At 63.0% G+C, this 23447-nt stretch carries 24 protein-coding genes; 8 read left to right on the top strand and 16 right to left on the bottom strand.

What is annotated here, in order from left to right:
* Positions 1–2 precede the first annotated feature (2 nt).
* The 4 genes from ATN37_RS13015 to uraD form a co-directional block, all read right to left on the bottom strand.
* Complete coding sequence (locus tag ATN37_RS13015) at positions 3–1316, bottom strand: 8-oxoguanine deaminase (protein WP_256933275.1); 1314 nt, start codon at positions 1314–1316, stop codon at positions 3–5.
* A 53-nt stretch (positions 1317–1369) separates the two neighbouring features.
* Positions 1370–2272: a factor-independent urate hydroxylase gene (gene pucL / locus ATN37_RS13010; protein ID WP_037129153.1), complete on the bottom strand. Its 903-nt coding sequence runs from the start codon at positions 2270–2272 to the stop codon at positions 1370–1372.
* A 64-nt stretch (positions 2273–2336) separates the two neighbouring features.
* Complete coding sequence (gene uraH / locus ATN37_RS13005; protein WP_007727227.1) at positions 2337–2666, bottom strand: hydroxyisourate hydrolase; 330 nt, start codon at positions 2664–2666, stop codon at positions 2337–2339.
* Positions 2663–3181, bottom strand: coding sequence for a 2-oxo-4-hydroxy-4-carboxy-5-ureidoimidazoline decarboxylase (gene uraD, locus ATN37_RS13000; protein ID WP_064689005.1), 519 nt, complete (start codon positions 3179–3181; stop codon positions 2663–2665). Before uraD ends, uraH begins: the two co-directional genes overlap by 4 nt.
* Positions 3182–3311: 130 nt before the next feature.
* Here uraD and ATN37_RS12995 point away from each other — a divergent pair, with 130 nt between their 5' ends.
* Entirely contained in the window at positions 3312–4112 is an 801-nt protein-coding gene (locus ATN37_RS12995) for a tyrosine-protein phosphatase (protein WP_083057789.1), read from the top strand.
* Here the strand turns inward: ATN37_RS12995 and ATN37_RS12990 are convergent, their stop codons facing one another.
* The 9 genes from ATN37_RS12990 to ATN37_RS12950 form a co-directional block, all read right to left on the bottom strand.
* Positions 4113–4475, bottom strand: coding sequence for a VanZ family protein (locus tag ATN37_RS12990; RefSeq protein WP_083057790.1), 363 nt, complete (start codon positions 4473–4475; stop codon positions 4113–4115). It abuts the gene before it with no gap.
* Positions 4472–4822 (bottom strand): hypothetical protein, encoded by a 351-nt coding sequence (locus tag ATN37_RS12985; protein WP_003940792.1) that lies wholly within the window; start codon positions 4820–4822, stop codon positions 4472–4474. Before ATN37_RS12985 ends, ATN37_RS12990 begins: the two co-directional genes overlap by 4 nt.
* The gene (locus ATN37_RS12980; RefSeq protein ID WP_003940708.1) at positions 4822–5247 is read right to left on the bottom strand and encodes a DUF1707 domain-containing protein; all 426 of its coding nucleotides are present in this window, start codon (positions 5245–5247) and stop codon (positions 4822–4824) included. Before ATN37_RS12980 ends, ATN37_RS12985 begins: the two co-directional genes overlap by 1 nt.
* A gap of 76 nt (positions 5248–5323) precedes the next feature.
* On the bottom strand, positions 5324–7120 hold the full coding sequence (locus ATN37_RS12975) for an acetyl/propionyl/methylcrotonyl-CoA carboxylase subunit alpha (protein ID WP_030535031.1): 1797 nt from the start codon (positions 7118–7120) through the stop codon (positions 5324–5326).
* Positions 7121–7258: 138 nt separating this feature from the next.
* Entirely contained in the window at positions 7259–8659 is a 1401-nt protein-coding gene (locus ATN37_RS12970; RefSeq protein WP_003940858.1) for a condensation domain-containing protein, read from the bottom strand.
* Positions 8660–8663: 4 nt separating this feature from the next.
* Positions 8664–9080, bottom strand: coding sequence for a SufE family protein (locus tag ATN37_RS12965; protein ID WP_003940804.1), 417 nt, complete (start codon positions 9078–9080; stop codon positions 8664–8666).
* Positions 9077–9982, bottom strand: coding sequence for a sulfurtransferase (locus ATN37_RS12960; protein WP_003940962.1), 906 nt, complete (start codon positions 9980–9982; stop codon positions 9077–9079). Before ATN37_RS12960 ends, ATN37_RS12965 begins: the two co-directional genes overlap by 4 nt.
* A gap of 118 nt (positions 9983–10100) precedes the next feature.
* The gene (locus ATN37_RS12955; protein ID WP_050654892.1) at positions 10101–11564 is read right to left on the bottom strand and encodes a condensation domain-containing protein; all 1464 of its coding nucleotides are present in this window, start codon (positions 11562–11564) and stop codon (positions 10101–10103) included.
* A complete protein-coding gene (locus tag ATN37_RS12950; RefSeq protein ID WP_042449584.1) occupies positions 11564–13057 on the bottom strand; it encodes a condensation domain-containing protein in 1494 nt (497 codons plus the stop codon). The genes ATN37_RS12955 and ATN37_RS12950 overlap by 1 nt, the downstream gene beginning before the upstream one ends.
* 150 nt (positions 13058–13207) lie before the next feature.
* On the opposite strand from ATN37_RS12950, the gene ATN37_RS12945 reads away from it, so the two are divergent.
* Together ATN37_RS12945 and ATN37_RS12940 are read left to right on the top strand one after the other, a co-directional pair.
* Positions 13208–14905, top strand: a complete 1698-nt coding sequence (locus ATN37_RS12945; protein WP_003940674.1) for an MFS transporter — start codon at positions 13208–13210, stop codon at positions 14903–14905.
* Between the two features lie 61 nt (positions 14906–14966).
* Positions 14967–16277: an HNH endonuclease signature motif containing protein gene (locus ATN37_RS12940; RefSeq protein WP_218695217.1), complete on the top strand. Its 1311-nt coding sequence runs from the start codon at positions 14967–14969 to the stop codon at positions 16275–16277.
* A 124-nt stretch (positions 16278–16401) separates the two neighbouring features.
* Here ATN37_RS12940 and ATN37_RS12935 read toward each other — a convergent pair whose 3' ends face one another.
* The 3 genes from ATN37_RS12935 to ATN37_RS12925 are packed head-to-tail and all read right to left on the bottom strand — an operon-like array spanning position 16402 to position 19038.
* On the bottom strand, positions 16402–17043 hold the full coding sequence (locus tag ATN37_RS12935; RefSeq protein ID WP_007731146.1) for a nucleoside triphosphate pyrophosphatase: 642 nt from the start codon (positions 17041–17043) through the stop codon (positions 16402–16404).
* 16 nt (positions 17044–17059) lie between these two features.
* Positions 17060–17401: an acyl-CoA carboxylase subunit epsilon gene (locus ATN37_RS12930; protein ID WP_007731147.1), complete on the bottom strand. Its 342-nt coding sequence runs from the start codon at positions 17399–17401 to the stop codon at positions 17060–17062.
* Complete coding sequence (locus ATN37_RS12925; protein ID WP_003940853.1) at positions 17398–19038, bottom strand: acyl-CoA carboxylase subunit beta; 1641 nt, start codon at positions 19036–19038, stop codon at positions 17398–17400. The genes ATN37_RS12930 and ATN37_RS12925 overlap by 4 nt, the downstream gene beginning before the upstream one ends.
* 115 nt (positions 19039–19153) lie before the next feature.
* Between ATN37_RS12925 and ATN37_RS12920 the strand changes: the two genes are divergently transcribed.
* From ATN37_RS12920 to ATN37_RS12900, 5 genes are all read left to right on the top strand, one after another.
* Positions 19154–20008: a biotin--[acetyl-CoA-carboxylase] ligase gene (locus tag ATN37_RS12920; RefSeq protein WP_003940755.1), complete on the top strand. Its 855-nt coding sequence runs from the start codon at positions 19154–19156 to the stop codon at positions 20006–20008.
* Positions 20009–20126: 118 nt separating this feature from the next.
* The gene (locus tag ATN37_RS12915; RefSeq protein ID WP_003941007.1) at positions 20127–20702 is read left to right on the top strand and encodes an HdeD family acid-resistance protein; all 576 of its coding nucleotides are present in this window, start codon (positions 20127–20129) and stop codon (positions 20700–20702) included.
* A 90-nt stretch (positions 20703–20792) separates the two neighbouring features.
* Positions 20793–21359: a PH domain-containing protein gene (locus ATN37_RS12910; RefSeq protein WP_003941034.1), complete on the top strand. Its 567-nt coding sequence runs from the start codon at positions 20793–20795 to the stop codon at positions 21357–21359.
* A 37-nt stretch (positions 21360–21396) separates the two neighbouring features.
* Positions 21397–22077, top strand: a complete 681-nt coding sequence (locus ATN37_RS12905) for a response regulator transcription factor (protein WP_003940916.1) — start codon at positions 21397–21399, stop codon at positions 22075–22077.
* A 26-nt stretch (positions 22078–22103) separates the two neighbouring features.
* A complete protein-coding gene (locus ATN37_RS12900) occupies positions 22104–23426 on the top strand; it encodes a HAMP domain-containing sensor histidine kinase (protein WP_007731154.1) in 1323 nt (440 codons plus the stop codon).
* The last annotated feature ends 21 nt before the right edge of the window (positions 23427–23447 follow it).

Here is a 23447-nt window from a genome sequence, read left to right as displayed (position 1 = left end):
CCTCAAGCCTTTCCGAGTAGATCGCGGTGTGCGCGTGCGACATCCGAGGCCACGACGTCCTCGTCGACGGTGGTGACTCGTCCGTCGGCAACTACGATTCGCCCGTCGACGAGCAGTAACTTCAGCGGGGGAGTCGAGCCGAGTACGAGCGCCGCCACTGGATCGGTGATGCCGACATGCGCGACGGTGTCGAGTTTCCACACCGCCAGGTCGGCAAGTTTTCCGACCTCGATCGATCCGATCTCGCTCTCTCGGCCCAGAACTCGTGCGCCGCCGATGGTTCCCAATTCCAAGGCTTTTCGCACCGTCATCGTCTGCGGTCCGCCCTTCGCGCGAGCAAACAGAAGTGCATGACGAGACTCCTCGATCAGGCTGCAAGCTTCATTGCTCGCCGCGCCGTCCACGCCGAGCCCCACGGTGACCCCGCCGTTCACCAGATCGGCGGCACGGGCGATACCGGCTCCCAGGCGCGCATTGGAGGTCGGGCAGTGCGCCGCCGCAGTTCCGGTTCGCGCCATCGTCTCGATACCGGCGTCGTCGAGATGGACTGCGTGGGCGTACCAGACGTCCGGGCCCACCCAGCCGACTCGTTCCATGTATTCGACCGGCGTGCAACCGAAATGCTCGCGGCAGAATCTCTCCTCGTCCAGTGTCTCGGCCAGATGCGTGTGCATACGCACGCCGTTTTCGCGGGCCAGCGTCGCGGACTCGCGGAGCAATGCCTCCGTCACCGAGAAGGGTGAGCAGGGAGCTACCGCGATCTGCAGCATCGATCCGGGATTCGGGTCGTGCCAACGGTCGATCACCGACTGCGTGCCGGTCAGGATGTCATCGAGTTTTTCCACGACGTGATCCGGTGGCAGGCCGCCGGAACTCTGGCCGAGATCCATCGACCCACGACACGGGTGGAATCGAAGGCCGACCTGCGCAGCAGCGGTGATCTCGGCCTCGAAAACGTCGCCGGCGTCGCGGGGAACGACGTAGTGGTGGTCGGTGGTGGTCGTACATCCGGTTTTCGCCAACCACGTGAGGCCGCCGGTGGCCGCCACGTGGACGGCGTCGGCGTCGATACCTGCCCAGACGGGGTACAGGGTGGTCAGCCACTCGAAAAGCGTCGAGTCCGCGGCCAGGCCTCGGGTGATCCATTGGTAGAGATGATGATGTGTGTTGACCAGACCCGGCGTGATCAGGCAACCACTCCCGTCGATCACTTGCGCACCCGGGTATTCGGGTGGCGTTCCGGCGCCGACGTCTTCGATCTTGTTGCCCGAGATCACCACATAGCCGTCGGAGTACTCGGAGCGGTCGCCGTCCATCGTGACCACATGAGCGCCCGCCACGACGAGTGTTGCCCCGAGAGCTGATTCGGTCACGACAACCAACCGGCGTAGGTGGTCCACGACGGTCCCGCGTCTGGTGCGTCGGATCGGCTGACCGCAGCTTGGATCAGGCCGTACGGACGATCCGCAGCGTGGAACACCTCGTTGTCGTTCTCCACTCCGAAGCGGCCGAGTGCATATTCGAAATGATGCTTGTTGGGTGCGGACAGTCGAACCTCCGCGATGATCGGGAATTCCTCGAGGATTGCCTTGCCGATGTGGAAGAGCGTCTGCTGCAGGGCAAGTGAATGTACCTGTGCGAACTGCTTGACGATCTGTGCCTTGATGCCCGCGTAGACCGATTCCCAGTCGACGTCGGTGGTGACGAATCGCCACTGGGCGACCAACGTCGTCGCCATGACGCGGTCGTCGGTCGGCTCGAGAACGGTGTACGGATCTTCGAGAAAACCCGAGAACTCACTACCGGTCGATTTGAGGATCACCAGGTCCTTCAGGCCGCCGATCACCCATGTCCCGGTATCGGAGATGGTGATCGACGCCGTCCGAACTTCCTGACCCTTCCGAATCCAGGTGTAGTCGTGCTCGCTGCCGTCGACAATCGCACGCTCCCAGGCGTATTCCTCGATCTCGATCCGCGCGCCACTGACCGGTTCGATGTCGTCGACGAAATGACGGGCGAGTTCGAGTCCGTACGTCTCGATCGAGATCAGACCCTTTTCCTTGGCGTAGGAGTAGGCCGTTTGTTTCTGCGTGTCGGTCGGCAGAACCTTCGATTGATCACCGGTGAGGTACGCGTCGGCGAAATCTCCACGCAGGCAGGTGGAGACGTTGATGTCGTGAATTTCGTGACGGGGGGTGTCTCGATAGATTCGGACTACTCGATTTTCCGCTTTGCCGTACTGGTGACCCGATAGTTCGATCGATCCGCTCAACCGTTCGGTGTTCGTACTGCCGGTTGTGATGTTGCCGGTCGTGATGTTGTCGGTAGTCACGTGTTCAGCTCCCGCGATAGGTGGAATAAGCGAAGGGCGACAGCAACAGTGGGACGTGATAGCCCCGTGCCGTGTCGTCCACCCGGAAGGTCACTGTCACTTCCGGGTAGAAGTTTTCTTGTCCGTTGGTCTCGAAATACGTTCCGGTGTCGAAAGTCAGGGTGTAGTGACCGGCGGTCAGGCCACCGGGAGCAAGTTCGGGGATGCGGCCGTCGGAGTCGGTCTCCGCAGTGGTGACGGAGGCGCCGTCTCGATCACGAAGTTCGACGCGAATCCCCGCCGCGGGGTTGCCCGTCGTCGCGTCGAGAACGTGCGTGCTGAGGGTCTTGCTCATGCTGTGCCTCCGGCGAGTGCATCGATCAGACGGGCGAGTCTGATCCGATTGATGGCGGCCAATTCGGTTCGAAGCACGGAACGCTCGGTCGCCGGGTCGTTTCGGAGACGACCTCGAAGGATGTCGAGGAGCTCCGTTCCAGATTTCCCCGACGCGCAGACCAGGTAAACATGGCCGAATGTCTCTTCGTACTCGGCGTTCTTCCGTCGAAGTTCCGCGAGTACGTCTTCTGTCGCCGACGAGACTCCCGACTGTTCACGGGTAGAGGCCGCGCTCTCGCTTCGCTCACCGATTCGTGGGTGGCCGGAGAGAGCGTCGTCGATCTCGGACTCGGGAAGCTCGGCCAGCACCGCATCTGCTTTGTCGAACAGAGCTTCCAGATCGGCGAACGGGCGAGACGAGGCGATTTCCTGTGCCCACACGGCGGAATGGCAACACTCGAGCAGCGCCGCGACTGCCTGGTGGTCACCGAGCGCATCGAAGGCTCCGAGACCACTGGAACTCGTTGTAGGCATGTCCACAGGATTACTTGAGCATGTTACGGATCTGTAGCGCAGCAATTACGGGAGATGATGTGTCTCGATCTTATTTCTCCGGCTGCTCTTCCCCGATCACGGTTTCTCGGCGACCGATACATTCTCAGGTATGACCGATACTCCGAAGCTGTCTTCCGTCGTACCGTCCCTGGCGAACCTCCGAGACATCGGTGGCCCCGAATCGAGCTTCGGTGGCACCGTCCGCACCGGGAGCGTGTTTCGTTCCACCGATCTGGCATCGCTAAGTGCGGACGGCGTACAGACCCTCGCCGATCTGGGCATCGTCACGATCTACGATCTGCGCACCGAATCCGAACGCGAGACGGCACCGGATCTGGCGCCGGACGGTATCCGAGAAATCGGCCTGGACGTATTGGCGGACAAGCAGTATCGCGCCATTCCGGCTCAGATGCAGCAGATGATCGCCGACCCGGCGTTTGCTGCCGAAGCATTGGGCAGCGGCCAGGCGCTCGAGTACTTTCAGGGAAGTTACCGCGATTTCGTGACCTTGCCGAGTGCGGTCGCGTCGTACCGGCAACTGTTCGTCGACTTGGCCCAGCCGCCCAGCTCGCCGGCACTCATTCACTGCACCACGGGCAAGGATCGCACGGGTTGGGCCGCCGCCGCGTTACTTCTGTTCCTGGGCGCTTCCGAGGACGCGGTCTTCGCGGACTACCTCGAAACCAACAAGATTTTGTTGCCGATGTTCGCGCCGCTCCTCGAGCGATTCGAGGCGAAGGGGATCGACCCGACCCTGCTCGAGGGTGTCCTCGGTGTCAGGCGCGAGTACCTGGAGGCGTCGATGGCAGAGCTCGCGCAGGTACACGGATCCATCGAGGCCTACTTCACCGACGGCTTGAAGATCGACGCGTCGACCCAGGACCAATTGCGGAGCAACCTGCTCAGCTGATCAGGACCTGCTCGGCTCGTCTCGGCGGGAAGTTCGTCGCCTCGTCACGAGGCTGACGATACCGATCCCGATGGCGATGCCGAGCAGGTCGGCGCTGCCGTCCCAGATCGAACCGGAACGCGAAATGGGCAGCGCTGCTTGAAGAACCTCGGACGTCGCAGCAAAAATCACGAGCCACACCGCGGTGAGCCACGCAGGGATCCGGGCGTGCAACGAGGTGATCGCCAGCACCGCGAACATCAATGTGTGAGTGATCTTGTCGGTGTTCTCCGGGCTGGACGGGACAGTGGAACCCGGGGAGAAGAGCATGATCAGGGCAATGACCACGGCGATCGCCAACGGCCAGTACCGGGTGTTCTTCAATTCGTCTGCCCCTCGACGACGACGAGTCCGAGTGCACCTTCGGCGAACCTGGTGACGGCGTCGGCGGCTGTCGTGAGCGCCTCGGTGTGCCCGTCGCGGGCCCAGCCGGTGAGCAGGGCGGTGGAGTCGAGAGGCGTCAGAACGACCTCGGCGAGAAGCTCACCGGTGTTGGGTTGGCACACTGCCCAGGAGTAGACGCTGTTTTCGTGCCACTGAGCGCTTCGCTGACTCACGTAATCGGGGTCGGTGATACCACCATCGGCAAGGGCGGGGCGGTCGTCCACACGCTCGTCTGCGCGCAGTGCGCGTAGATACCAGCCGCCTGCGTTGATCTCGATCGGCTCCATCAGTCGGAGTCCCGCTCGCGGCGGCGCTTGGCTTTGCGTTCCCGGTCGGTACCGAACAGCAGTGCGCCGGCCAGGGGAATCGCGAGGAACCACAACCAGGTACCGGTGACGAAGAACAGGATCACCGCGAGAATCGGGACGACGGCCATGACGCGACCGGACCAGTCGGGGTTGAAGCCTCGCTCCGCCGGTGCGTCGGGAGGCGTCACCATCGACAGGGGAGCGGTGCCGGGGGCTTGGTAGTTGCCCGGAAGATCGGCGAACACCGGAACGAGTTCACTGCGAGTTGTTGCGGCACTGACGATTCCGCTTCTCTCGTCGAACTCGGTGACGGTGAGGCGGCCTGCGGCGAAGTGCTCGCTCAGGAGATCGAGTGCCTGCTCGCGTTCTGCAGTGCCGATGCGAATGTCGGGGACGTCAGCCATCGTTACAGCCTACTCAAACGACTGTGCGCCTTTCCGGTAGTGGGGACTACCGGAAAGGCGCACGGGGCCGGAGGCCCTACTTCAGTTCTGCGAGAACCGTTCCCTGCGTGATTGCTGCACCCGGCTCGACGGACAGTCCGGTGACGACACCGGCCTTGTGCGCGTTGACGGGGTTTTCCATCTTCATGGCTTCGAGAACGGCGATCAGATCGCCTTCTGCGACTTCCTGGCCTTCGGTCACTGCAACCTTGACGACGGTGCCCTGCATCGGAGCCGTGACAGCGTCACCCGATGCTGCACCTCCGCCGGCGCCGCCGCGCTTGCGCGCCTTCGGCTTCTTGCGGATCGCACCGGAGGCAGCGCCGCCGCCGTTGCCGAGCGAGAACTGGCCCGGGAGGGAAACCTCGACGCGACGTCCACCGACCTCGACGACGACGTTCTGACGCGGCAGAGCCTCGTCCTCGTCGTCTACGGGAGCACCGGCGCCTGCGTACGGCTCGATGGGGTTGACCCAGTCGGTTTCGATCCACTTGGTGTAGATGTCGAACTTCTCGCCGTCACCGATGAACGCCGGGTTCTCGACGATGTGGCGGTGGAACGGGAGAACGGTCGCGAGGCCGTCGATCTCGAACTCGGCCAGAGCGCGCGATGCCCGCTGGAGGGCTTCTTCGCGGGTGGCGCCGGTGACGATGAGCTTGGCGAGCATGGAGTCGAACTGTCCGCCGATGACGTCGCCGGCAACGACACCGGAATCGACGCGAACGCCGGGGCCCGTGGGCTCACGGTAGACGGAGACCGGGCCGGGGGCAGGCATGAAGCCGCGGCCGGCGTCTTCGCCGTTGATGCGGAACTCGAAGGAGTGTCCACGCGGGGTGGGATCTTCCTTGATGGAGAGTTCTTCGCCGTTGGCGATGAGGAACTGCTGACGCACGAGGTCGATGCCCGCGGTCTCTTCCGTGACGGGGTGCTCGACCTGCAGGCGGGTGTTGACCTCGAGGAAGGAGATGGTGTCGCCCTGAACCAGGTACTCGACCGTTCCGGCGCCGTAGTAGCCGGCTTCCTTGCAGATGGCCTTGGCGGATGCGTGGATGCGTGCACGCTGGTCGTCCGTCAGGAAGGGAGCGGGAGCCTCTTCGACGAGCTTCTGGAAGCGACGCTGCAGCGAGCAGTCGCGGGTACCGGCGACGACGACGTTGCCGTGCTGGTCGGCGATGACCTGAGCCTCGACGTGGCGGGCCTTGTCCAGGTACTGCTCGACGAAGCACTCGCCGCGACCGAAGGCTGCGATGGCCTCACGGGTGGCCGACTCGAACAGCTCGGGGATTTCCTCGATGGTCTGGGCGACCTTCATGCCGCGTCCACCGCCACCGAAGGCAGCCTTGATCGCAACCGGGACGCCGTATTCCTTGGCGAATGCGACGACCTCGTCGGCGCCCTTGACGGGATCCTTGGTGCCTGCTGCCATCGGCGCCTTCGCGCGTTCTGCGATATGGCGTGCCGTGACCTTGTCGCCGAGGTCGCGGATGGACTGCGGTGACGGACCGATCCAGATGAGGTTCGCGTCGATGACGGCCTGGGCGAAGTCGGCGTTCTCGGAGAGGAAACCGTAGCCGGGGTGGATGGCGTCGGCGCCGGACTTCTTGGCTGCGTCGAGGATCTTGTCGAACACGAGGTAGGACTCGGCGGACGTCTGTCCACCGAGGGCAAATGCCTCGTCTGCGAGCTTCACGAACTGCGCGTCTGCATCGGGCTCGGCGTAAACGGCAACGCTGCCGTAGCCGGCATCCTTGGCCGCCCGGATGACCCGTACCGCGATTTCACCGCGGTTCGCGACAAGCACCTTCGTAATGTGCGCGCTGGCATGACTGGGCACTGAGCCTCCTGTGGTTCGCATAGTCTGTCTCCGCGGTGTATTCCTCTGGGATTTCACCATCGGGGGATTGGCATCACTTCGGAGTGTATGCATCGCTTCGGCGCTGGTTGTAACCGGATCGCTAAAGCCCACTCCGGCTTAGGAAACGGTTTCGAAAACTACCGATGAGTAGCTGTCGGAGGTGGCGGCGTCCGGTTCGGTGACGATTTCTTCGATGGTCCGGCGCAGTGCGGCCACGTAGGCGTGAACCGCGGCGTTCGCCGTCTCGTTGCCTGGGTACCTGACCGCGAGGTTGAGTCCCTGGGGTGTGCGGTTGATCCAGATGTAGACGTCGTGCGTATATGCCTTGCTTCGAAGTGCTCTGGCGTTCCATTCGGGCCACTGTGCGGCTTCGGGCACGAAGCGAACGTCCATGTAGGACACGACGAATCGCGGTCGGATCGGGGTTTCGAGGTGCTCACCGATCCGATCGAACGGGACAGCTGCGGCAGGCTTGACCGAAGCGATGGATTCGGCGGCGCGTGTCGCGAGGTCGCCGAACGAACAGTCCGATCCAACGGCGAACTCGACCGGGCACAGTCCGACGAACCAGCCGAGCGCGCCCGCCCACTCCTGAGCGCTGCGGGTGTGAACCGGCGTCACGACCTCGAATCGATCGGATCCCGCGACTTCGCGACCTACAGCGGCAAGTCCGCCGAGAAGGCCGGCGAAGTACCCCACGCCGGTGGCTGCACACGTCGAACTGAAGGCCTTGGACTGGTCGGCGTCGAGCAGCCAGGTCGACAGGCCGTTCTGAGAATCGGTTCCACGGTCACCGATCGGTAGCGGGAACTGGGGTAGACCGTCCGTGCCGAGAGCCTTTCGCCAGATCTCGACCGCAGCCTTCTCGGCTTCCATGTCGGCCATCTGCTCGCGTTCGACGGCACCGAAATCGACGTAGCTGCCCACCGGAAACAGATTTGCAGCACTACCGGTCGAGGCCTCGCGGTACAGAGCTGCGATCTCGTGAGCGACCAGCACGATCGAGAACCCGTCGATGATCGAGTGGTCCGCCGCGAAGAACACGGTGAACGGACCGTCGCCACCGCGGGGCGTCAACGTCGCGAAGACGTACGACGGCCAACTGTGCGGGGACGCGTAATCGTCGAACAGGCGGTGAAGGTGGTCGAAGTTGTCCTGGCTGGACGCGTCGTAGCCGTGGCTGACGACCCCGATGTCGATTCCGCCGAGCGGGACCGTGTGCCGGGTGATCTCGCCGCTCGAGGGCTCGAGGACGGTATGCGAGCGCAGAACTTCGTGACGGTCGATCCACCGGCCGAGAGCGACTCGGAACGCATCGACGTCGAGCGGGCCGGAAATCTCGAAAGCTGTTCCCAGCCAAGACTTGTCGCCTGCGCCTGCAGCGGAACGGTTGAGATGTGCCTCGTGAATGTAGGAGACGGGCCGCGGATCCGGAACCCAGGGCCCGGTTGCGCACGGCAACCATTCGACGAGTGCGCCGGCCGGAATCGCATAGTCGGCCAGTTCGGTGAACTCCATGTTTTCAGCCCCGCAAGTGCCGCTTGATGCGCGCGAGCATGGCCGACATTCCGCGCAGACGGAGCGGGCTCACGGCTTCTGCGAGACCGAGCGCCGAATAGAAGTCGTCGGGTACACCGAGGATCTCGTCGGCGCTGTGGCCGTCGAGCCCCTGCGCGAGGATCGATGCGAAACCACGCGTCGTGGGAGCCTCGGGGGGAGCGCTGAAGTACAGACGGACGTTGTCGCGATCCGAATCGTCGACCGAGAGGAAGAGCGGCGACTGACATTCGGGGACCGGCTCCATCGCGCTCTGCTCGAGCTCCGCCGGCAACGGCGGCAACTCTCGGCTGAACTCGAGAAGAAGGGTGAGCTTGTCCGAGGCGCCGACGGCCGCGAAGTCGTCGACGATCTCGGCCAGAGCCGAAGGAAGAGCGCTCATGACGCCGATACGGAGGAAGGAACGGCTCCGGGCTCTTCGCCCTGGACGATCGGGACGCGCACGGCATTGCCCCACTCGGTCCATGAACCGTCGTAGTTACGAACGTTCGGGTAGCCGAGAAGATGAGTCAACACGAACCAGGTGTGACTGGAACGCTCACCGATGCGGCAGTACGCGACGATGTTGTCGTCGGCAGACAGGTCGCCGTAGATCTCGCCGAGTTCGGTACGGGTGCGGAAGCGGCTGTCCGGTGCCGCTGCCTTCGCCCACGGGATGCTGAGCGCGCTGGGAATGTGTCCACCACGCAACGCACCCTCTTCGGGGTAGTCGGGCATGTGGGTGCGCTCGCCGGTGTACTCCTGCGGAGATCGCACGTCGATGAGCGGCCCGTCGCCCAAGTGCGCGAGAACGTCGTCCTTGAATGCGCGAATGGGAGCGTCGTTGCGCTCGACGACCGGGTAATCCGTTGACGTGATGTCGGGAACGTCGAAAGCGGTGTCGCGGTTCTCGGCGATCCACGCATCGCGGCCACCGTCGAGAAGACGGACGTCCTCGTGGCCGAAAAGAGTGAAGACCCACAGTGCGTAGGCCGCCCACCAGTTGCTCTTGTCGCCGTAGATGACCACGGTGTCGTCGCGGCCGATGCCCTTGCGGTTCATCAACTCTGCGAACTTCGCACCGTCGATGTAGTCGCGGGTGACCGGATCGTTGAGGTCGAGATGCCAGTCGATCTTCACGGCTCCGGGGATGTGGCCGACGTCGTACAACAACACGTCTTCGTCGGATTCGACAACCTTGAGGCCCGGCGCACCGAGATTCGCCGAGAGCCATTCCGTCGAGACCAACCGGTCGGGATGCGCGAACTCGGCAAACGCGGTTGAGGGATCGGGGGCAACGGGCACGGGCGTACTCCTGAAGACGAATCGTTCGGTTCGAACACGGACTTGATCGATTCTATGCGCTGTGCGCAAGGTGAGACGCCCGGAAGCAGGTTCTGCCTGCTCGTGCCCGTTGCCGACCCTAAATCCTCGGTGTTCCTGCTCCGACGCTCGAATCTCTCAATTGTTCGGTGACACTTCCGATCGGCGTCACGCCCCGGGCGCAGACCTCTCTCAGAATCCGGTCGAGTTCGGTGAGGAAATTCACCATGGTGTCGTTTGCCGTCTCGGTGTCGGGAAAGCGTGAACGCAGCGAGAGACCACGGTTCGTTCGCGAAATCCAGAACTGGGCATCGTCGGCGACCGTCACATTGCTGATGTGATGGGCGTTGAGGAGATCATGATCGTCTGTGCCGGGTAGTTTGCGGTAATCGATGTACGACACCATGAAGACGTCGGTGCGCGTGCGTCGAATCTTGTCGCCCAAAGCATCTCGAACCTGGGCCATGGTGACGCCCTCGAGCGTCAACGCAACTCGGAACGACGCGTGCGTATGTGCAAGGGATGCACCGAAATCCGCGTCGGGAGTGATCTGGACCGTGATCGGCGCGCTGGTGGTGAGCCAGCCGATCGCGTCGGCCCAACGCGGATCTTTGCGAATGTGAAGCGGAAATTGCAGCGGAAGCGTCGACTGCCCGGTGTACGAGTGGACGGAAAGTCCCATCGCAGTGAGGATTCCGGTGAACACGCTACCGCCGGCGGATAGGCAGATCTCGTCGAACGTCGCAGTCAATTCCTCGTCGAGCAGCACGCGCACATCGGCGCCCTGCGGCGCGGGCTTTCCGCCCTCGACGCCGAGATCCAAGGGGAAACTCGGTGATGTGCCGCCGCAGATCTCGTAGAACCTTGCCCACTCTCGGATTCGAGGGTCGTTGTCGACGGGAAGCAGAGCGTCTGCCTCCAGTTCGCAGTACCGCACGAAACTTCCCGGGTCACCCAGTCGGCTCATCACTGCGTCGACGGCCTCGTGGTCGGTCAGGTCGGGTAGGGCGATCAGTCCCTCGTAGATCTGTCGCAGTTCCCCGAGAGCGATGACCAACGAGTAGCCGTCGACGAGTGTGTGATCGAACGCGCTCAGGACCGTGTAATGCTCTTCGCGTTCGACCGTGGCAAACGTGTATGCAGGGAAGGTCAGTGGATCGCATACCGTCGTGAATCGCTTCTTGAGATGCGCTCGGAGGTCTTCGGTCGAATCGAATTTCAGAGGTTCCGAAGTCTCGATGTGTGTGCCGTCTGGATCGAGTCCCATTCGGGTGGTGGTGAACTCGCCCACCTCGAATCCTGTGTGCAGAGTGTCATGGCGACTGATGAACAGGCGCAGCGCGAGATCGAGTGCAGGCCGATTCAGTTCTCCGGGAAGGTCGAATGCGGCTGCCATCCACACACTCCGGCCCATGCCGTGTGTTCGCGCAGTCTCGAGGTGAAAATGCTGGTTGTACGACGGTGGTACTTCCGACTCGGTGACGGCGCCGTCCGCGGGCTGAAGCGACCATTCGGTGACGATTCCGGGGTCGAGTCCGTATCGATCGATCGAGGTGACATGCATCAGGCCACTCCCTCTGGTGCCACGAACGAGTAGTCGCCTTGAGCTGCAACAGTTTTGATGATCTTCGAGACATGCTCGGCGAAGCGGGTGGCCGATTCGTGGGCAATGGGGGTGTCGGGGTGAGACACGGCGATCCAGGTTCCGGTGTGCATCCGGTTGATCCACATCGACGCGATCTGAGTCTCTTTGCCGCCGACGATTCCCGTTGCCTTCGTCTCGGCGTAACTGTATGGATCCGGCATGCGTCGGCCGTCGATGTACGAGACGATCGGCGGCGGGGTGAGCGTCTTCGACAGTCCGCCGGGTGCGGAATCCGACTCGGCCAAGCTCGACAGAACCAGATCGATGACCTGCTGCACAGAGACATCGAGGAGTGCCTTGCCGTCGTGGTACCCCTGCTGCCCGAGCTTTGCCAACTCGGTGAAGCGTCGCTTGTCGTCGACGTCGATGCCGACCGGGATCAGGTTGATGTACCAGCCCTGCGCAAACGAGTCGGCCTCGGTTCGTGTGCTGACCGGCGAGAGGGCGATGTACTTGTCGCGTCCGGCGAGTTCGAATTCCGCAATCGCGAGCGCGGTGAACATTCCGCCGATGAAGTTGGCGCCGTTGGCTTTACAAACCGCACCGAACTTCTCGCACTCGATGTCGTCGGCCAGGTCGAAGCGTGAACCGATAGCCGGTTTGGGCGCGTCTTCGGCCCCGAGTGGGAGCGGAAATCCGGGGAACGAGCCGCCGCTGCGCATGAGGTAACCGAGCCACTGGTGCACTTCGGGTGACTGCATCGTCAGTTCGGTTGTTCGCTCGCGTTCGACGCGACCGAACTGTGCGTAACTTCCGGCCGGCCCGAGCTCGGGATGCGATCCGGTCGTTTCCGCGGCGTAGAGCTGACGCAATTCTGCGTACATCAGCACCATCGAGTTCATGTCCGAATGGGCGTGGTCGACTGCATGGAACAGGGTGAAGCTCGGATCGGCTTCGAGGTCGGCATGGTGGTGCTCGACGGCACCGAACACGAATGCCGGCCACTGCAGCGCGCTGGTTTCGGTGGCGAACTTGGTCGCGACGAGCGCGCGGATCGCCTCGGATTCGGAGACGTCGTCGCCGACGCGGTACTCGAGTTCGATGCTTTCGACCGGCACCACGTGTCGACGGACCTCGAACGAGGTGTCCGCAGCGTCGGTGGTTGCTTCGTCGAACGAGAACCAGCTGTGCAGCGTGTCGTGGCGACGGATGTAGCGCTGAAGTGCTCGCGTCATGGCGTCGCGGTCCAGTGTTCCTGCGAAATCGAAGGCGATACCGATCCACGGAGACTGCGGATCGCCCTTCTCTGCGGTGACGCGGGCGCGTCGCAGGTGGCGATCCTGCATCGTGGTCGGGGGTAGTTCTCGGTCGATCTCGGCTTCGGCGGCTCGTTGAGCGGAAGCATGCGTGACGCCCCATTCGATTACCCGCCCAGGAAGCGGGTGCCAATGGGTGATCAAGTTCAGATCCATCGAGTAGAACTCCTGCGTGTGTCGTCGAGAAGCCTGCTCTGAAAATGGGCAGACGACGAACTATCCCATCTGGGGGACTGAATTGTCCGAAATACTACAATCTAAACAAGAACAGGTTCTAGAAGCGTTGTGTTCGATTAGGATCATTCGGTGCTTCCGGACCCTTTAGGTGACGCTGTCGGCGCCGACCACAAGGGCGGGCGGCGAGCTGGTTCTCTGACGCCCTGGCTCGGGTTGGCGACGAGTCTGGCGGCGGCATTCATGCAATTGCTCGACGCGACCATCGTCAACGTCGCGCTTCCGAGTATCGCCGTCGATCTTCAAGCAGGCGTATCGGCGCAGTTGCTCATGGTCAGCGTGTACATCCTGGCTTTCGCGTGTTCGTTGATCACTGCAGCGCGGCTGGGGGACCTGTTCGGCCGTAGAGTTGTTTTTCTGACCGCCCTGTCCGTATTCGTGGTTGCCTCGTTGCTGTGCGGGCTCGCGCAGAGCGCGACGATGTTGATCGTCTTCCGGGGTCTGCAAGGATTGGCGGCCGGTTCGATGTCCGCCCAGACGTTCGCCATCATCTCGGGTCTGTTTCCGAAGGCCAGGCATCCGCGAGTCTTCGGGATCTACGGTGCGACCATCGGGCTCGCAACGGTCAGTGGGCCTCTGATCGGCGGGCTGCTGATCGAGTGGAATCTGTTCGACTGGGGCTGGCGCCTGATCTTCTTCGTCAACATCCCGATCGGCATCGCCGCCTTGATTCTCGGATATTTCCATCTCGTCGATGCTCGCGCTGAGCATGTGCGCTCACTGGACCTCATCGGCGCCGCACTGTCATCACTGGCGCTGTTCCTGCTGATCCTTCCCCTGGCCGAGGGAAGGGCGCGCGGATGGCCCACAGGTCTTGTCGTAATGCTCGCGATGTCGGCGCCGGTGGCAGTGGCGTTTGTGCTCTACGAATCGCGTTTGGCGAAACGAGGCGGCGATCCGGTCCTTCGTCTCGAGCTTTTCCGCGACCGAGCCTTCACAATCGGCGCGGTTCTTGCGTTCGTTTTCTTCGGAACCCTGACTTCCTTGATCTTCACCATCAGTCTCACCCTTCAGTTCGGCTTCGGGTTCTCCGCATTGCGAGCGGGCGTCATGACGCTGCCGTGGGCCGTCGGAATGGGCGTGGCGGCGGTTCTCTCATCGGCGGTGTACCGGATGCTCGGAAACCGTGTTCTGATCCTGGGGATGGTCGTCTTTGCCGGCTCGCTGATCGCGCTGTCGATCATCCTCGAACGCGAAGGAACCGATCCACGCTGGCTCGCGCTCGCCGGTCCGCTGCTTCTCGGTGGCGCAGGTCTCGGACTGTTCGTGGCACCACTGCAAACCGCGATCCTTGCGACGGTCGAACCCGCGCACGCGGGTTCGGTGTCGGGACTGCTTCCTACCGTTCAGCAGGTTGGCAGCTCCATCGGACTGGCCTTGATCGGAGTGGTGTTCTTCTCGCTCGTCGCGGGGCAAGCTCCGCAAGCAGTGCAGGGGGAGCGGCCCGAGTACGTTGCGAACCTTGAAGCTGCCGGCGTTGGTCCCGGCCTGATCGACATCGCCGAAAAGGCCTTTGTCGATTGCGCAACAAGCCAATTGGCATCCGGAACACCGATGGAGGTGGCGCCGGAATGTCGCCGGGACGGCTCCGCCGGTGCCGGGGGTCAATCCGTTCAGGTGGCAGTTGATGCCGCGTACGCATCGACTCGCGCGGCGGCCGGCGAAGCATTTCTCCAAGCGCAGCGCCGTGTGCTCGCGATCATCGCAGCAATTGCGCTCGGTATCGGATTGGCGTCGACTGCTCTGCCGCGGGTCAATTCGCCGGTCTGAAAATTGCCCTTGACTCGAACGGGTGTTCGAGTACCCTGTATGCAGGGGATCGGGGGATTCAATGAGTGTCTTGTTGTCGGATGTGGTGTCTGGTTCTGCGGTGGGGTTACGCGGACGGTTGTGGCAGTTGTCTGCTGCTGAGTTGCGTGCTGCTGCTGTCGAGGCGAGTGCTGAGATTCTGCGCCTCGAGGCGGTTCGTGTGGCCGTGGTCGACGAACTCTCGATGCGCCCGGATGATCAGGTGATCGCCAGCCGCGGGGTCGGTGCGTGGTTGGCGGCCAACACGATGCTGCAGGTTCGGGACGGGAAGAAGATCGCCGCGTTAGGTGCGGCTTTGCGGTCGCTTCCGGCGGTGGCGGCTCGGTTCGATGGCGGGAATTGCTCGTTCGATCATGCCGTGTTGATCGTGGCGTTCTGCGAATCACCACCGAAAGGCATGCCGGAGGAGGCGCTACCGAAGTGCATCGACCTACTGTTGGCTGCTGCATCCGGTGTCGAGTCCACGACCACGAAGGTGCGGAACGTGATCGCGACCTTGGAGCGGTTGTTCGAATCGGATGAGATTCCACCCGCCGAAGACGTCGACCGGAACGAGTTGCGGATCGCGTCGACATTGAACGGTCGGGTGGTGGTGCGCGGTGATTTCGACGCCCTCACCGGCGAAATGCTGTTGTCGGCGTTGTCGAATCTGACGATGCCGACCCCGGCACCGGACGGGACGCCGGATGCTCGGTCGGCGGCGAAACGCACGGCTGACGGGTTCACCGAACTGATCCGCCGCTATCTGGACTGCGCCAAGACCGGTACCGATGGTGGTCAGCGTCCGCATGTGAATGTGCACATCAATGCTCGTGATTTGGCGGAGCATCGGGATTGTGCCGCACAGTCTTCGGATTCGGGTGATGACGGCTCACTGGAGCTGTCCGATCTTGATGTCGGGCACATGCCCTGGCTGGGACCGCTGTCGGTGTCGCAGACCAGGCTTCTCGGGTGTGATTGTTTCCTGTCCACCGTGCTGCTCGACGATCACGGCGCGCCGTTGGATGCGAAACCCGGGAAACGGGTGGTCACCGCGGAGCAGCGAGTGGCGTTGATTGCCCGAGACAAAGGCTGCGCGTTCCCCGGCTGCACGTGTGTGCCCGCGTGGACTGATGCGCACCATATCCGGCACTGGGCGAACGGCGGCCCGACGGTGATGAGCAACCTGGTCCTGCTGTGCCGTTCGCATCACCGGTTGATGCACCGGAAATCCGGGTTCGTCGGGAAATGGGATATCCGGATCGGTGTCGACAACAAACCGTGGTTCATTCCGCCGCCCTCGATCGACCCGCAGCAGCACCCGCGGCCGGCGAACACCACCTTCAAAACCTGAAGGGTCAAACCTTTTCGGTGACAACAAAAACGACCAGCTTCGCATCGGCATGGACCCGATGCGGGGCTGGTCAGTGGTGCTTGGAGAAAACGTGCTTGGAGAAAACGTGCTTGGAGAAAACGCGTCAGAAGATGCTCTGCGTGCGCCAGAGATCCGAGACGGAAACCCCGACACGCTCGAGAAGTGTTCGTACCAAAGGTAATCCGATACCGATGACACTCGAGGGATCACCCTCGATTCTCTCCACGAACCAGCCGCCGAGACTGTCGAGCGTGAATGCTCCGGCGACTTGGAGCGGCTCGCCCGTTGCCAGGTATGCCTCGAGATCCTCGGTGGACGGTTGCGCGAAATGAACCACTGTTGCGCTGTGATCCGAGGCCATGCGGACGATGCGGCCGTCGGCGACGCGTAGGACACAGTGCCCGGTCAAGAGAGTGGCGCTGCGTCCGGCCATTGCGGCCCATCGCTTACGGGCGATATCGACGCTGCCTGGCTTGCCTTGAAGTTGCCCGTCGATCAGGAGCATCGAATCGCACCCGACAACGACTACGTCGGTGAGATTGTCGGCGGCAAGACCGGGAACGATCTCGGCGGCCTTGGCCTCCGCCAGTACCGTCACGACTTTTTCGGGGGCGGCGTCGGGTCCGAGGTTGTCGGCGATCTTGTCCTCGTCGACGCCGGAGACACGCACAAGCGGCGAAACCCCGGCCGCCCGCAGAACTGCGAGGCGAGCCGGGGACGCTGAAGCTAGAACCAGTTGAGTCACGTCAGCAGAGTGATCGTCAGCTGCGACGGATCGCGGGGTTCAGGTACGCGTACGGCGAGAACGGCGCACGCGTGCGGTGGAACTGAGTCGGATCGCCCCAGGTCTCCGCGGGAACGTTCGACTCGGGAGCTTGACCGCTGCCGGCAGCCGCAGCAAGCACGCTGACCAGTGCCGCGATCTCGACGTCGGTGGGCGAACCCTTGACGATCTTGATGACCGACGCGTCGGAGGTCGACGTCTCGGTCAGCTCCGTGAGCGAAGCATCCGTCGCGGTTCCCTCGACGACCGCACCGTTGGTCGGTGCAGTCTCCGCCAGTGCGACATCTTCGCTGAGAATGTCCTCGGTGGTTGCGGTCATAGGGGAATGTTCCCATGCTTCTTGGGCGGAAGGGAAACGGCCTTGCGCTCTAGCAGTCGCAATGCGGAAACGATTTGTCCGCGGGTGTGCGACGGAGGAATGACAGCGTCGACGTATCCGCGCTCAGCGGCGACGTACGGGTTGACGAGTGTGTCCTCGTACTCGTTCTGCAGCTTGAGGCGCAGTGCATCGACGTCTTCGCCGTTCTTCGCGGCTTCGAGAAGCTGCTTGCGGTAGACGAATCCGACTGCTCCGGATGCACCCATGACGGCGATCTGAGCGGTCGGCCATGCCAGGTTCACGTCGGCGCCCATGTGCTTGGAGCCCATGACGTCGTACGCTCCGCCGTAAGCCTTGCGGGTGATGACCGTGATCTTGCCGACCGTTGCTTCTCCGTATGCGTAGAGGAGCTTCGCGCCGCGGCGGATGATGCCGTTGTATTCCTGCTCGGTTCCGGGGAGGAAGCCGGGAACGTCGACGAGGGTGATGATCGGGACGTTGAACGCGTCGCAGGTACGCACGAAGCGAGCGGCCTTCTCCGAGGCGTCGATGTCGAGGCAGCCCGCGAACTGGGTGGGCTGGTTGGCGACGATGCCGACCGAGCGTCCGTCGACGCGACCGAAACCGACGATGATATTCATCGCGCGCTCGGCCTGGACCTCGAGGAACTCGTCGTCGTCGAGGATGCGACGGATGACCTCGTGCATGTCGTACGGCTGGTTGGCCGAGTCCGGGATGAGGGTGTCGAGTTCGATGTCCTCGGCGGTCAGGCTGTCTTCGATCGAACCGACGATGGGGTCGGTGATCTCGCCGCGGGGAGCCGCTGCCTGGTTGTTGGACGGCAGGTAGCTGAGCAGGTCCTTGACGTAGTCGAGTGCGTCCTGCTCGCCGGAAGCGACGTAGTGGGCGACGCCGGACTTGACCATGTGGGTGCGAGCACCGCCGAGGTCTTCCATCGTGACGTCTTCACCGGTGACCGTCTTGATGACGTCGGGGCCGGTGACGAACATCTGGGAGGTCTCGTCGACCATCACGACGAAGTCGGTCAGTGCGGGGGAGTACACGTGGCCGCCGGCGGCGGGTCCCATGATCAGTGAGATCTGGGGGATGACACCCGAGGCCTGGACGTTGCGGTGGAAGATCTCGCCGTAGAGGCCGAGCGAGACGACGCCTTCCTGAATGCGCGCGCCTGCACCTTCGTTGATGCCGACGAGGGGCCGTCCGGTGCGGATCGCGAGGTCCATGACCTTGACGATCTTCTCACCGTAGATTTCGCCGAGCGATCCGCCGAAAACGGTGGCGTCCTGTGAGAAGACACAGACGTCGCGGCCGTCGATGGTGCCGTAACCGGTGACGACGCCGTCGCCGACCGGGCGGTTGTCAGCGAGACCGAAGTTCACACTTCGGTGCCGTGCCAGTGCGTCGAGTTCGACGAAGGAGCCCTCGTCGAGGAGGGCGGTGATGCGCTCGCGGGCGGTCAGCTTGCCTTTGGCGTGCACCTTGTCGATGGCGGCTTCGCCGCTCGGTGCCTGCGCCTGGGCTTGGCGATTCCGCAGGTCCGCGAGCTTTCCCGCGGTCGTGTGGATATCGGGTGCGGCCGCCGCCTCCGGCGCGTTCGGCTCTTGGACAGTGGTCATGGACGTGAGCTTAACGAGAGTGCGTGGGGGGCTTCGAAGGCAGGTCCGATTGTCGCTGTCTTGCAGGCTCAAGCTACTGACCAGTACATTCTCGCCGTCGTCATAGGCTGGGGCTATGTGGACCGACTTGAACCGACCGCCCCTCGACGGCAATGCCCTACGACGCGCACTCGTGCGCAGTGACAACGACGACGCGCGCGTTTTCTGGAACCGCCTCGACGTTGTCGAGGAGACCGGTTCGACGAACGCGGATCTCCTTGCGCGAGCGGCAGATCCGGATGCCGACCGTCACGTTCTGATCGCCGAATATCAGGCGAGTGCCCGTGGCCGTCATTCGCGCACGTGGGTGAGTCCGCCGCAAGCGCAGATCTCGATGTCGGTTCTGCTGTCGATGCCCGGAATGAATCTCGCGGACATGGGTTGGCTCCCGCTACTGTCGGGAATCGCGGTCGTCGACGCGCTGCGCAACGTGGCCGAAGTGCCCGCAGAACTCAAGTGGCCGAACGACGTTCTCATCGGTGACAAGAAGGTCGCCGGCATTCTGGCCGAGGTGGCGAGGACGGCGCCCGATCCCGCGGTGGTGGTGGGGATCGGGCTGAACGTGAGCCTCGGCGTCGAGGAGCTGCCCGTCCCGACCGCTACGTCACTGCTGATCGAAGAAGCATCGACTGTCGACCGCGACACTCTCGTTCGCGCAATCGCCCGTGAATTGGCGACGCAATTCCGTGCTTGGGAATCGTCGAAATGGGATACATCTGTGTTGGCTGCCGAATACCGGCAGCGCTGCGGGACGCTGGGCAAACGAGTCCGCGCGGTTTTGCCGGGCGACAAGGAGGTGTTCGGTATCGCGACCGACGTCGACACTTCCGGACGCGTCGTCATCGAAATCGAGGGAACAGATGGGGAGACCTTTGCGGTCGCAGCAGGTGATATCACGCACCTTCGCGCCGCCCCGGTCACCGAATCGTGAACGTTGCCGGATTTTCTGGCACCAAAGTGCTAATTTTTGGCCCGGACCGGTTTTCGAACCAACCGTCCGTCCTTCATTTCACTCAACTGCGGGATTTACCGAGCTGCCTAGGGGCGTCATGACCACACCGATCGTTGTTCCGACCGAAGCCGAGACGGCCGAGAGCGCTCGCCGCGTACTCACCGGCGTGACGGTGCTGCTCGGTGTCCTCACATTGGGCCTGGGTATCGCGGTACTCGCGTGGCCGGATGCCACCCTGTTCGTGGTCGCGGTTGTCATTGCGATCCAGCTGTTCGGATTCGGAATCGTTCAGATCATCCGTTCGTTCGCGGACGTGACGGCTTCGGGTGGAACTCGCACGCTCGTCGCGATCTCCGGCGCGTTGGCAGTGCTCCTCGGATTCTTGGTTCTCCGTAGCCCTTTGCAGACGGTGGTTCTGATCGCGTTGGTGATCGGTGCCTGGTGGGTATTCCGTGGCGTTCTCGATCTGGTCGACGCGGCGTCCGGGCACACCGTCGATCGCGGTCTGTCGATCGTGCTCGGAGTCATCAGCATCGTCGCGGGTGCAATCGTCCTTCTGCAGCCCGAACTCTCGCTCGACGTCTTCCGCATCGTGGTCGGCGTGTGGATGGTGCTGTACGGCATCATCATCGTCGTGACCCCGTTGGTGCTGCGAAAGATCGCGCAGCCCTGAGCGTTGCCCTGAAGGCGGGTGTGCCTGAAAGTCGGTGTGCCTGAAAGTCGGTATGTCTGAAAGTCGGTGCGGGGTGGCAGACTTCCCGTCATGGGATATCCCGAAGACGCCCTCGCTCAGGACGAGGAACTGATACTGCATCGCCATCCTCATTGGAAGATGTTGGTGCTTCCGGCGCTGACGTTCGTACTTGCGACGGCCGTCGCCGGTTTCTTGTTGGGCCTCGCACAGACGAGATTGGACGGCACGGCTCGCACCGTGTCGTCCATTGCCGTCGGAATCATCTGGCTCGGTGTCGTGGCCTGGCGATCGGTTGCGCCGTTCACGGTCTGGAAGTTCACGCATTTCATCGTCACCGATCGGCGAGTGCTCATCCGCCACGGAGTGCTCACGCACACGGGTATCGACATTCCCATGGGACGGATCAGCAATGTTCAGTTCCGTCACGGCCTGATCGATCGAATGCTCAAGACCGGAACTCTGGTCATCGCATCTGCCAGTGACGATCCGCTCGAGTTCGACGACATTCCTGACGTCGAGCACGTTCACGCCCTGCTGTATCACCAGGTTTTCGATTCCATGCAGCAGCCACCATCGCAGGCACCGCAGTGGCCGTCAGGTGAAAACGACGACCCGAACGATCGAAATGGCTGGTAATCAACGTGCAAAGGCGTGTTGTCCGTAGTCTGTTCGTGTGACTGCCGTATTGCTAGCCGAAGACGACGAGGCCATTGCTGCACCCCTTTCCCGCGCCTTGGGGCGTGAAGGGTATTCGGTGACGGTCGAACCGACCGGACCCGCTGCGTTGCAGCAGGCGCTCGAAGGTGATTTCGACCTGTTGATTCTCGATCTCGGCCTTCCGGGCATGGACGGCCTCGAGGTCTGCCGACAGATTCGTGCGCATCGCACCTCGCTCGCCGTGCTGATGTTGACCGCCAGGACCGACGAAGTCGACTTCGTGGTCGGGTTGGACGCGGGCGCCGACGACTACGTCAGCAAGCCGTTTCGTCTCGCCGAGTTGATGGCACGTGTGCGAGCACTCCTGCGTCGCCACGGTGGCCGCGAGGACACGATCGTCGAGGTCGGTGGCATCAGGCTCGAGCCCGCGGCACGACGCGTACTCGTCAACGGCTCCGAAATCGCCTTGGCCAACAAGGAATACGAGCTTCTGCGGGTCCTCCTCGAGCACGCCGGGGAAGTGGTCTCGCGCGATACGATCCTTCGTGAGGTGTGGGGCGACGTCGAGCTTCGTGGATCGAAGACGCTCGACATGCACATGTCGTGGCTGCGCCGCAAGATCGGCGACGAGGGCCCCGCCGTGGAACGCAGGATTGCCACCGTCCGCGGTGTCGGTTTCCGAATCAACACCGACTAACTTCTCGAGAATCAGGAACTGCCGGCATGCGGCGTCGCATATTGCAGTCGATTCTCGCTGTCGTGATCATGACGGCGTTGCTGCTGGGGGTTCCGCTGATCTACACGGCGTGGCTCTGGGTGGAGGACGTGACGCGAAGTGATCTCCGGGTGCGCCTCGACCGGATGGCCGCTGAGGTCATCGCGCAAGAGGGGACGAACGGACTCGTCGAAGGTGCGTTGAACACAGATTCGCTCAAGGTTCTCACCCCGAACGACGGGCGCCTCGTCGTCGTGTATCCGACCGTCGTCGACGGCGCTGCACGCGTCGACGTCGGTGAGGCGACGGTCAAGAACGCACTCGTCGAATCGCTCGCGATGGGAACGTCCGGCTCGTTGCGCCTCGAGGTGCCGTCGGAGAACCTGCGCACCCAGCAGAAACAGGCGGTGATGGCTGTCGGCGTGCTCGTGCTTCTGTCCATCACGGCAGGCACCGTGGTTGCTGTGGTCACTGCGCGTCGGCTTGCCGATCCGCTGCAGGATGTGGCCGACCGGGCGGCGCGCCTCGCCGAAGGCGACTTCCGGCCGGATCCTCGTCGGCACGACATCCCCGAACTCGACCGCGTGTCCGACGTCCTCGATGCGGCAACCGTGGAGATTTCGGTGCGGCTGCAACGAGAGCGCGCGCTGGTTGCGGACGTCTCGCATCAACTGCGCAGTCGACTGACTGCAGTGCGGCTGCGCCTGGACGAGTTGTCCGTTCACGAAGATCCTGACGTCGTGAACGAGGCCGAGGAAGCCATGGCGCAAGTGGACAGGCTCACCGACGGAATCGACGACCTGATTCGCTCGTCGCGCACCAGTGGGTCATCGGCGAGTCTGGTGTCGGTAGTCGGCGAGCTGGAACAGGTGACTCGCGACTGGCAGGCTCAGTTCGACGGAGAGGGACGCAGGCTGCGCCTACGCGGCGATCGCACGGTGATGGCTGCGACCACAGGTTCGCGTCTGCGTGAAGCTGTTTCCGTTCTGGTCGACAATTCGTTCGAACACGGTGAAGGCACGTGCACGGTGTCGGTGCGATTGATCGACGGTACGGGTCGCAGTTCGTCTCGCCGTGACTCGATGGTGTGCGTCGAGGTCACCGACGAAGGCTCCGGTGTGGAGAACGATCTGGCGCCGCACATCTTCGACAGAGGATTTTCGGGGGCGGGGTCCACCGGCGTCGGGTTGGCGCTCGCACGTGCACTGATCGAAGCCGACGGGGGCCGCCTGGAACTGCAGAGGCGTAAGCCTGCCTTGTTCGCCGTCTTCCTGCCGGTGGCCAACACGGCGCCGACCGCGGACGTCGTTCCGCACCGCGAACCGCGCTGACCGAAAGGTCGGCGCAGACGG

This window comes from Rhodococcus sp. MH15, from assembly GCF_019266045.1.
Taxonomy (GTDB): Bacteria; Actinomycetota; Actinomycetes; order Mycobacteriales; family Mycobacteriaceae; genus Rhodococcus_F; species Rhodococcus_F qingshengii.
This window is presented reverse-complemented; position numbering and strand designations above follow the sequence as displayed.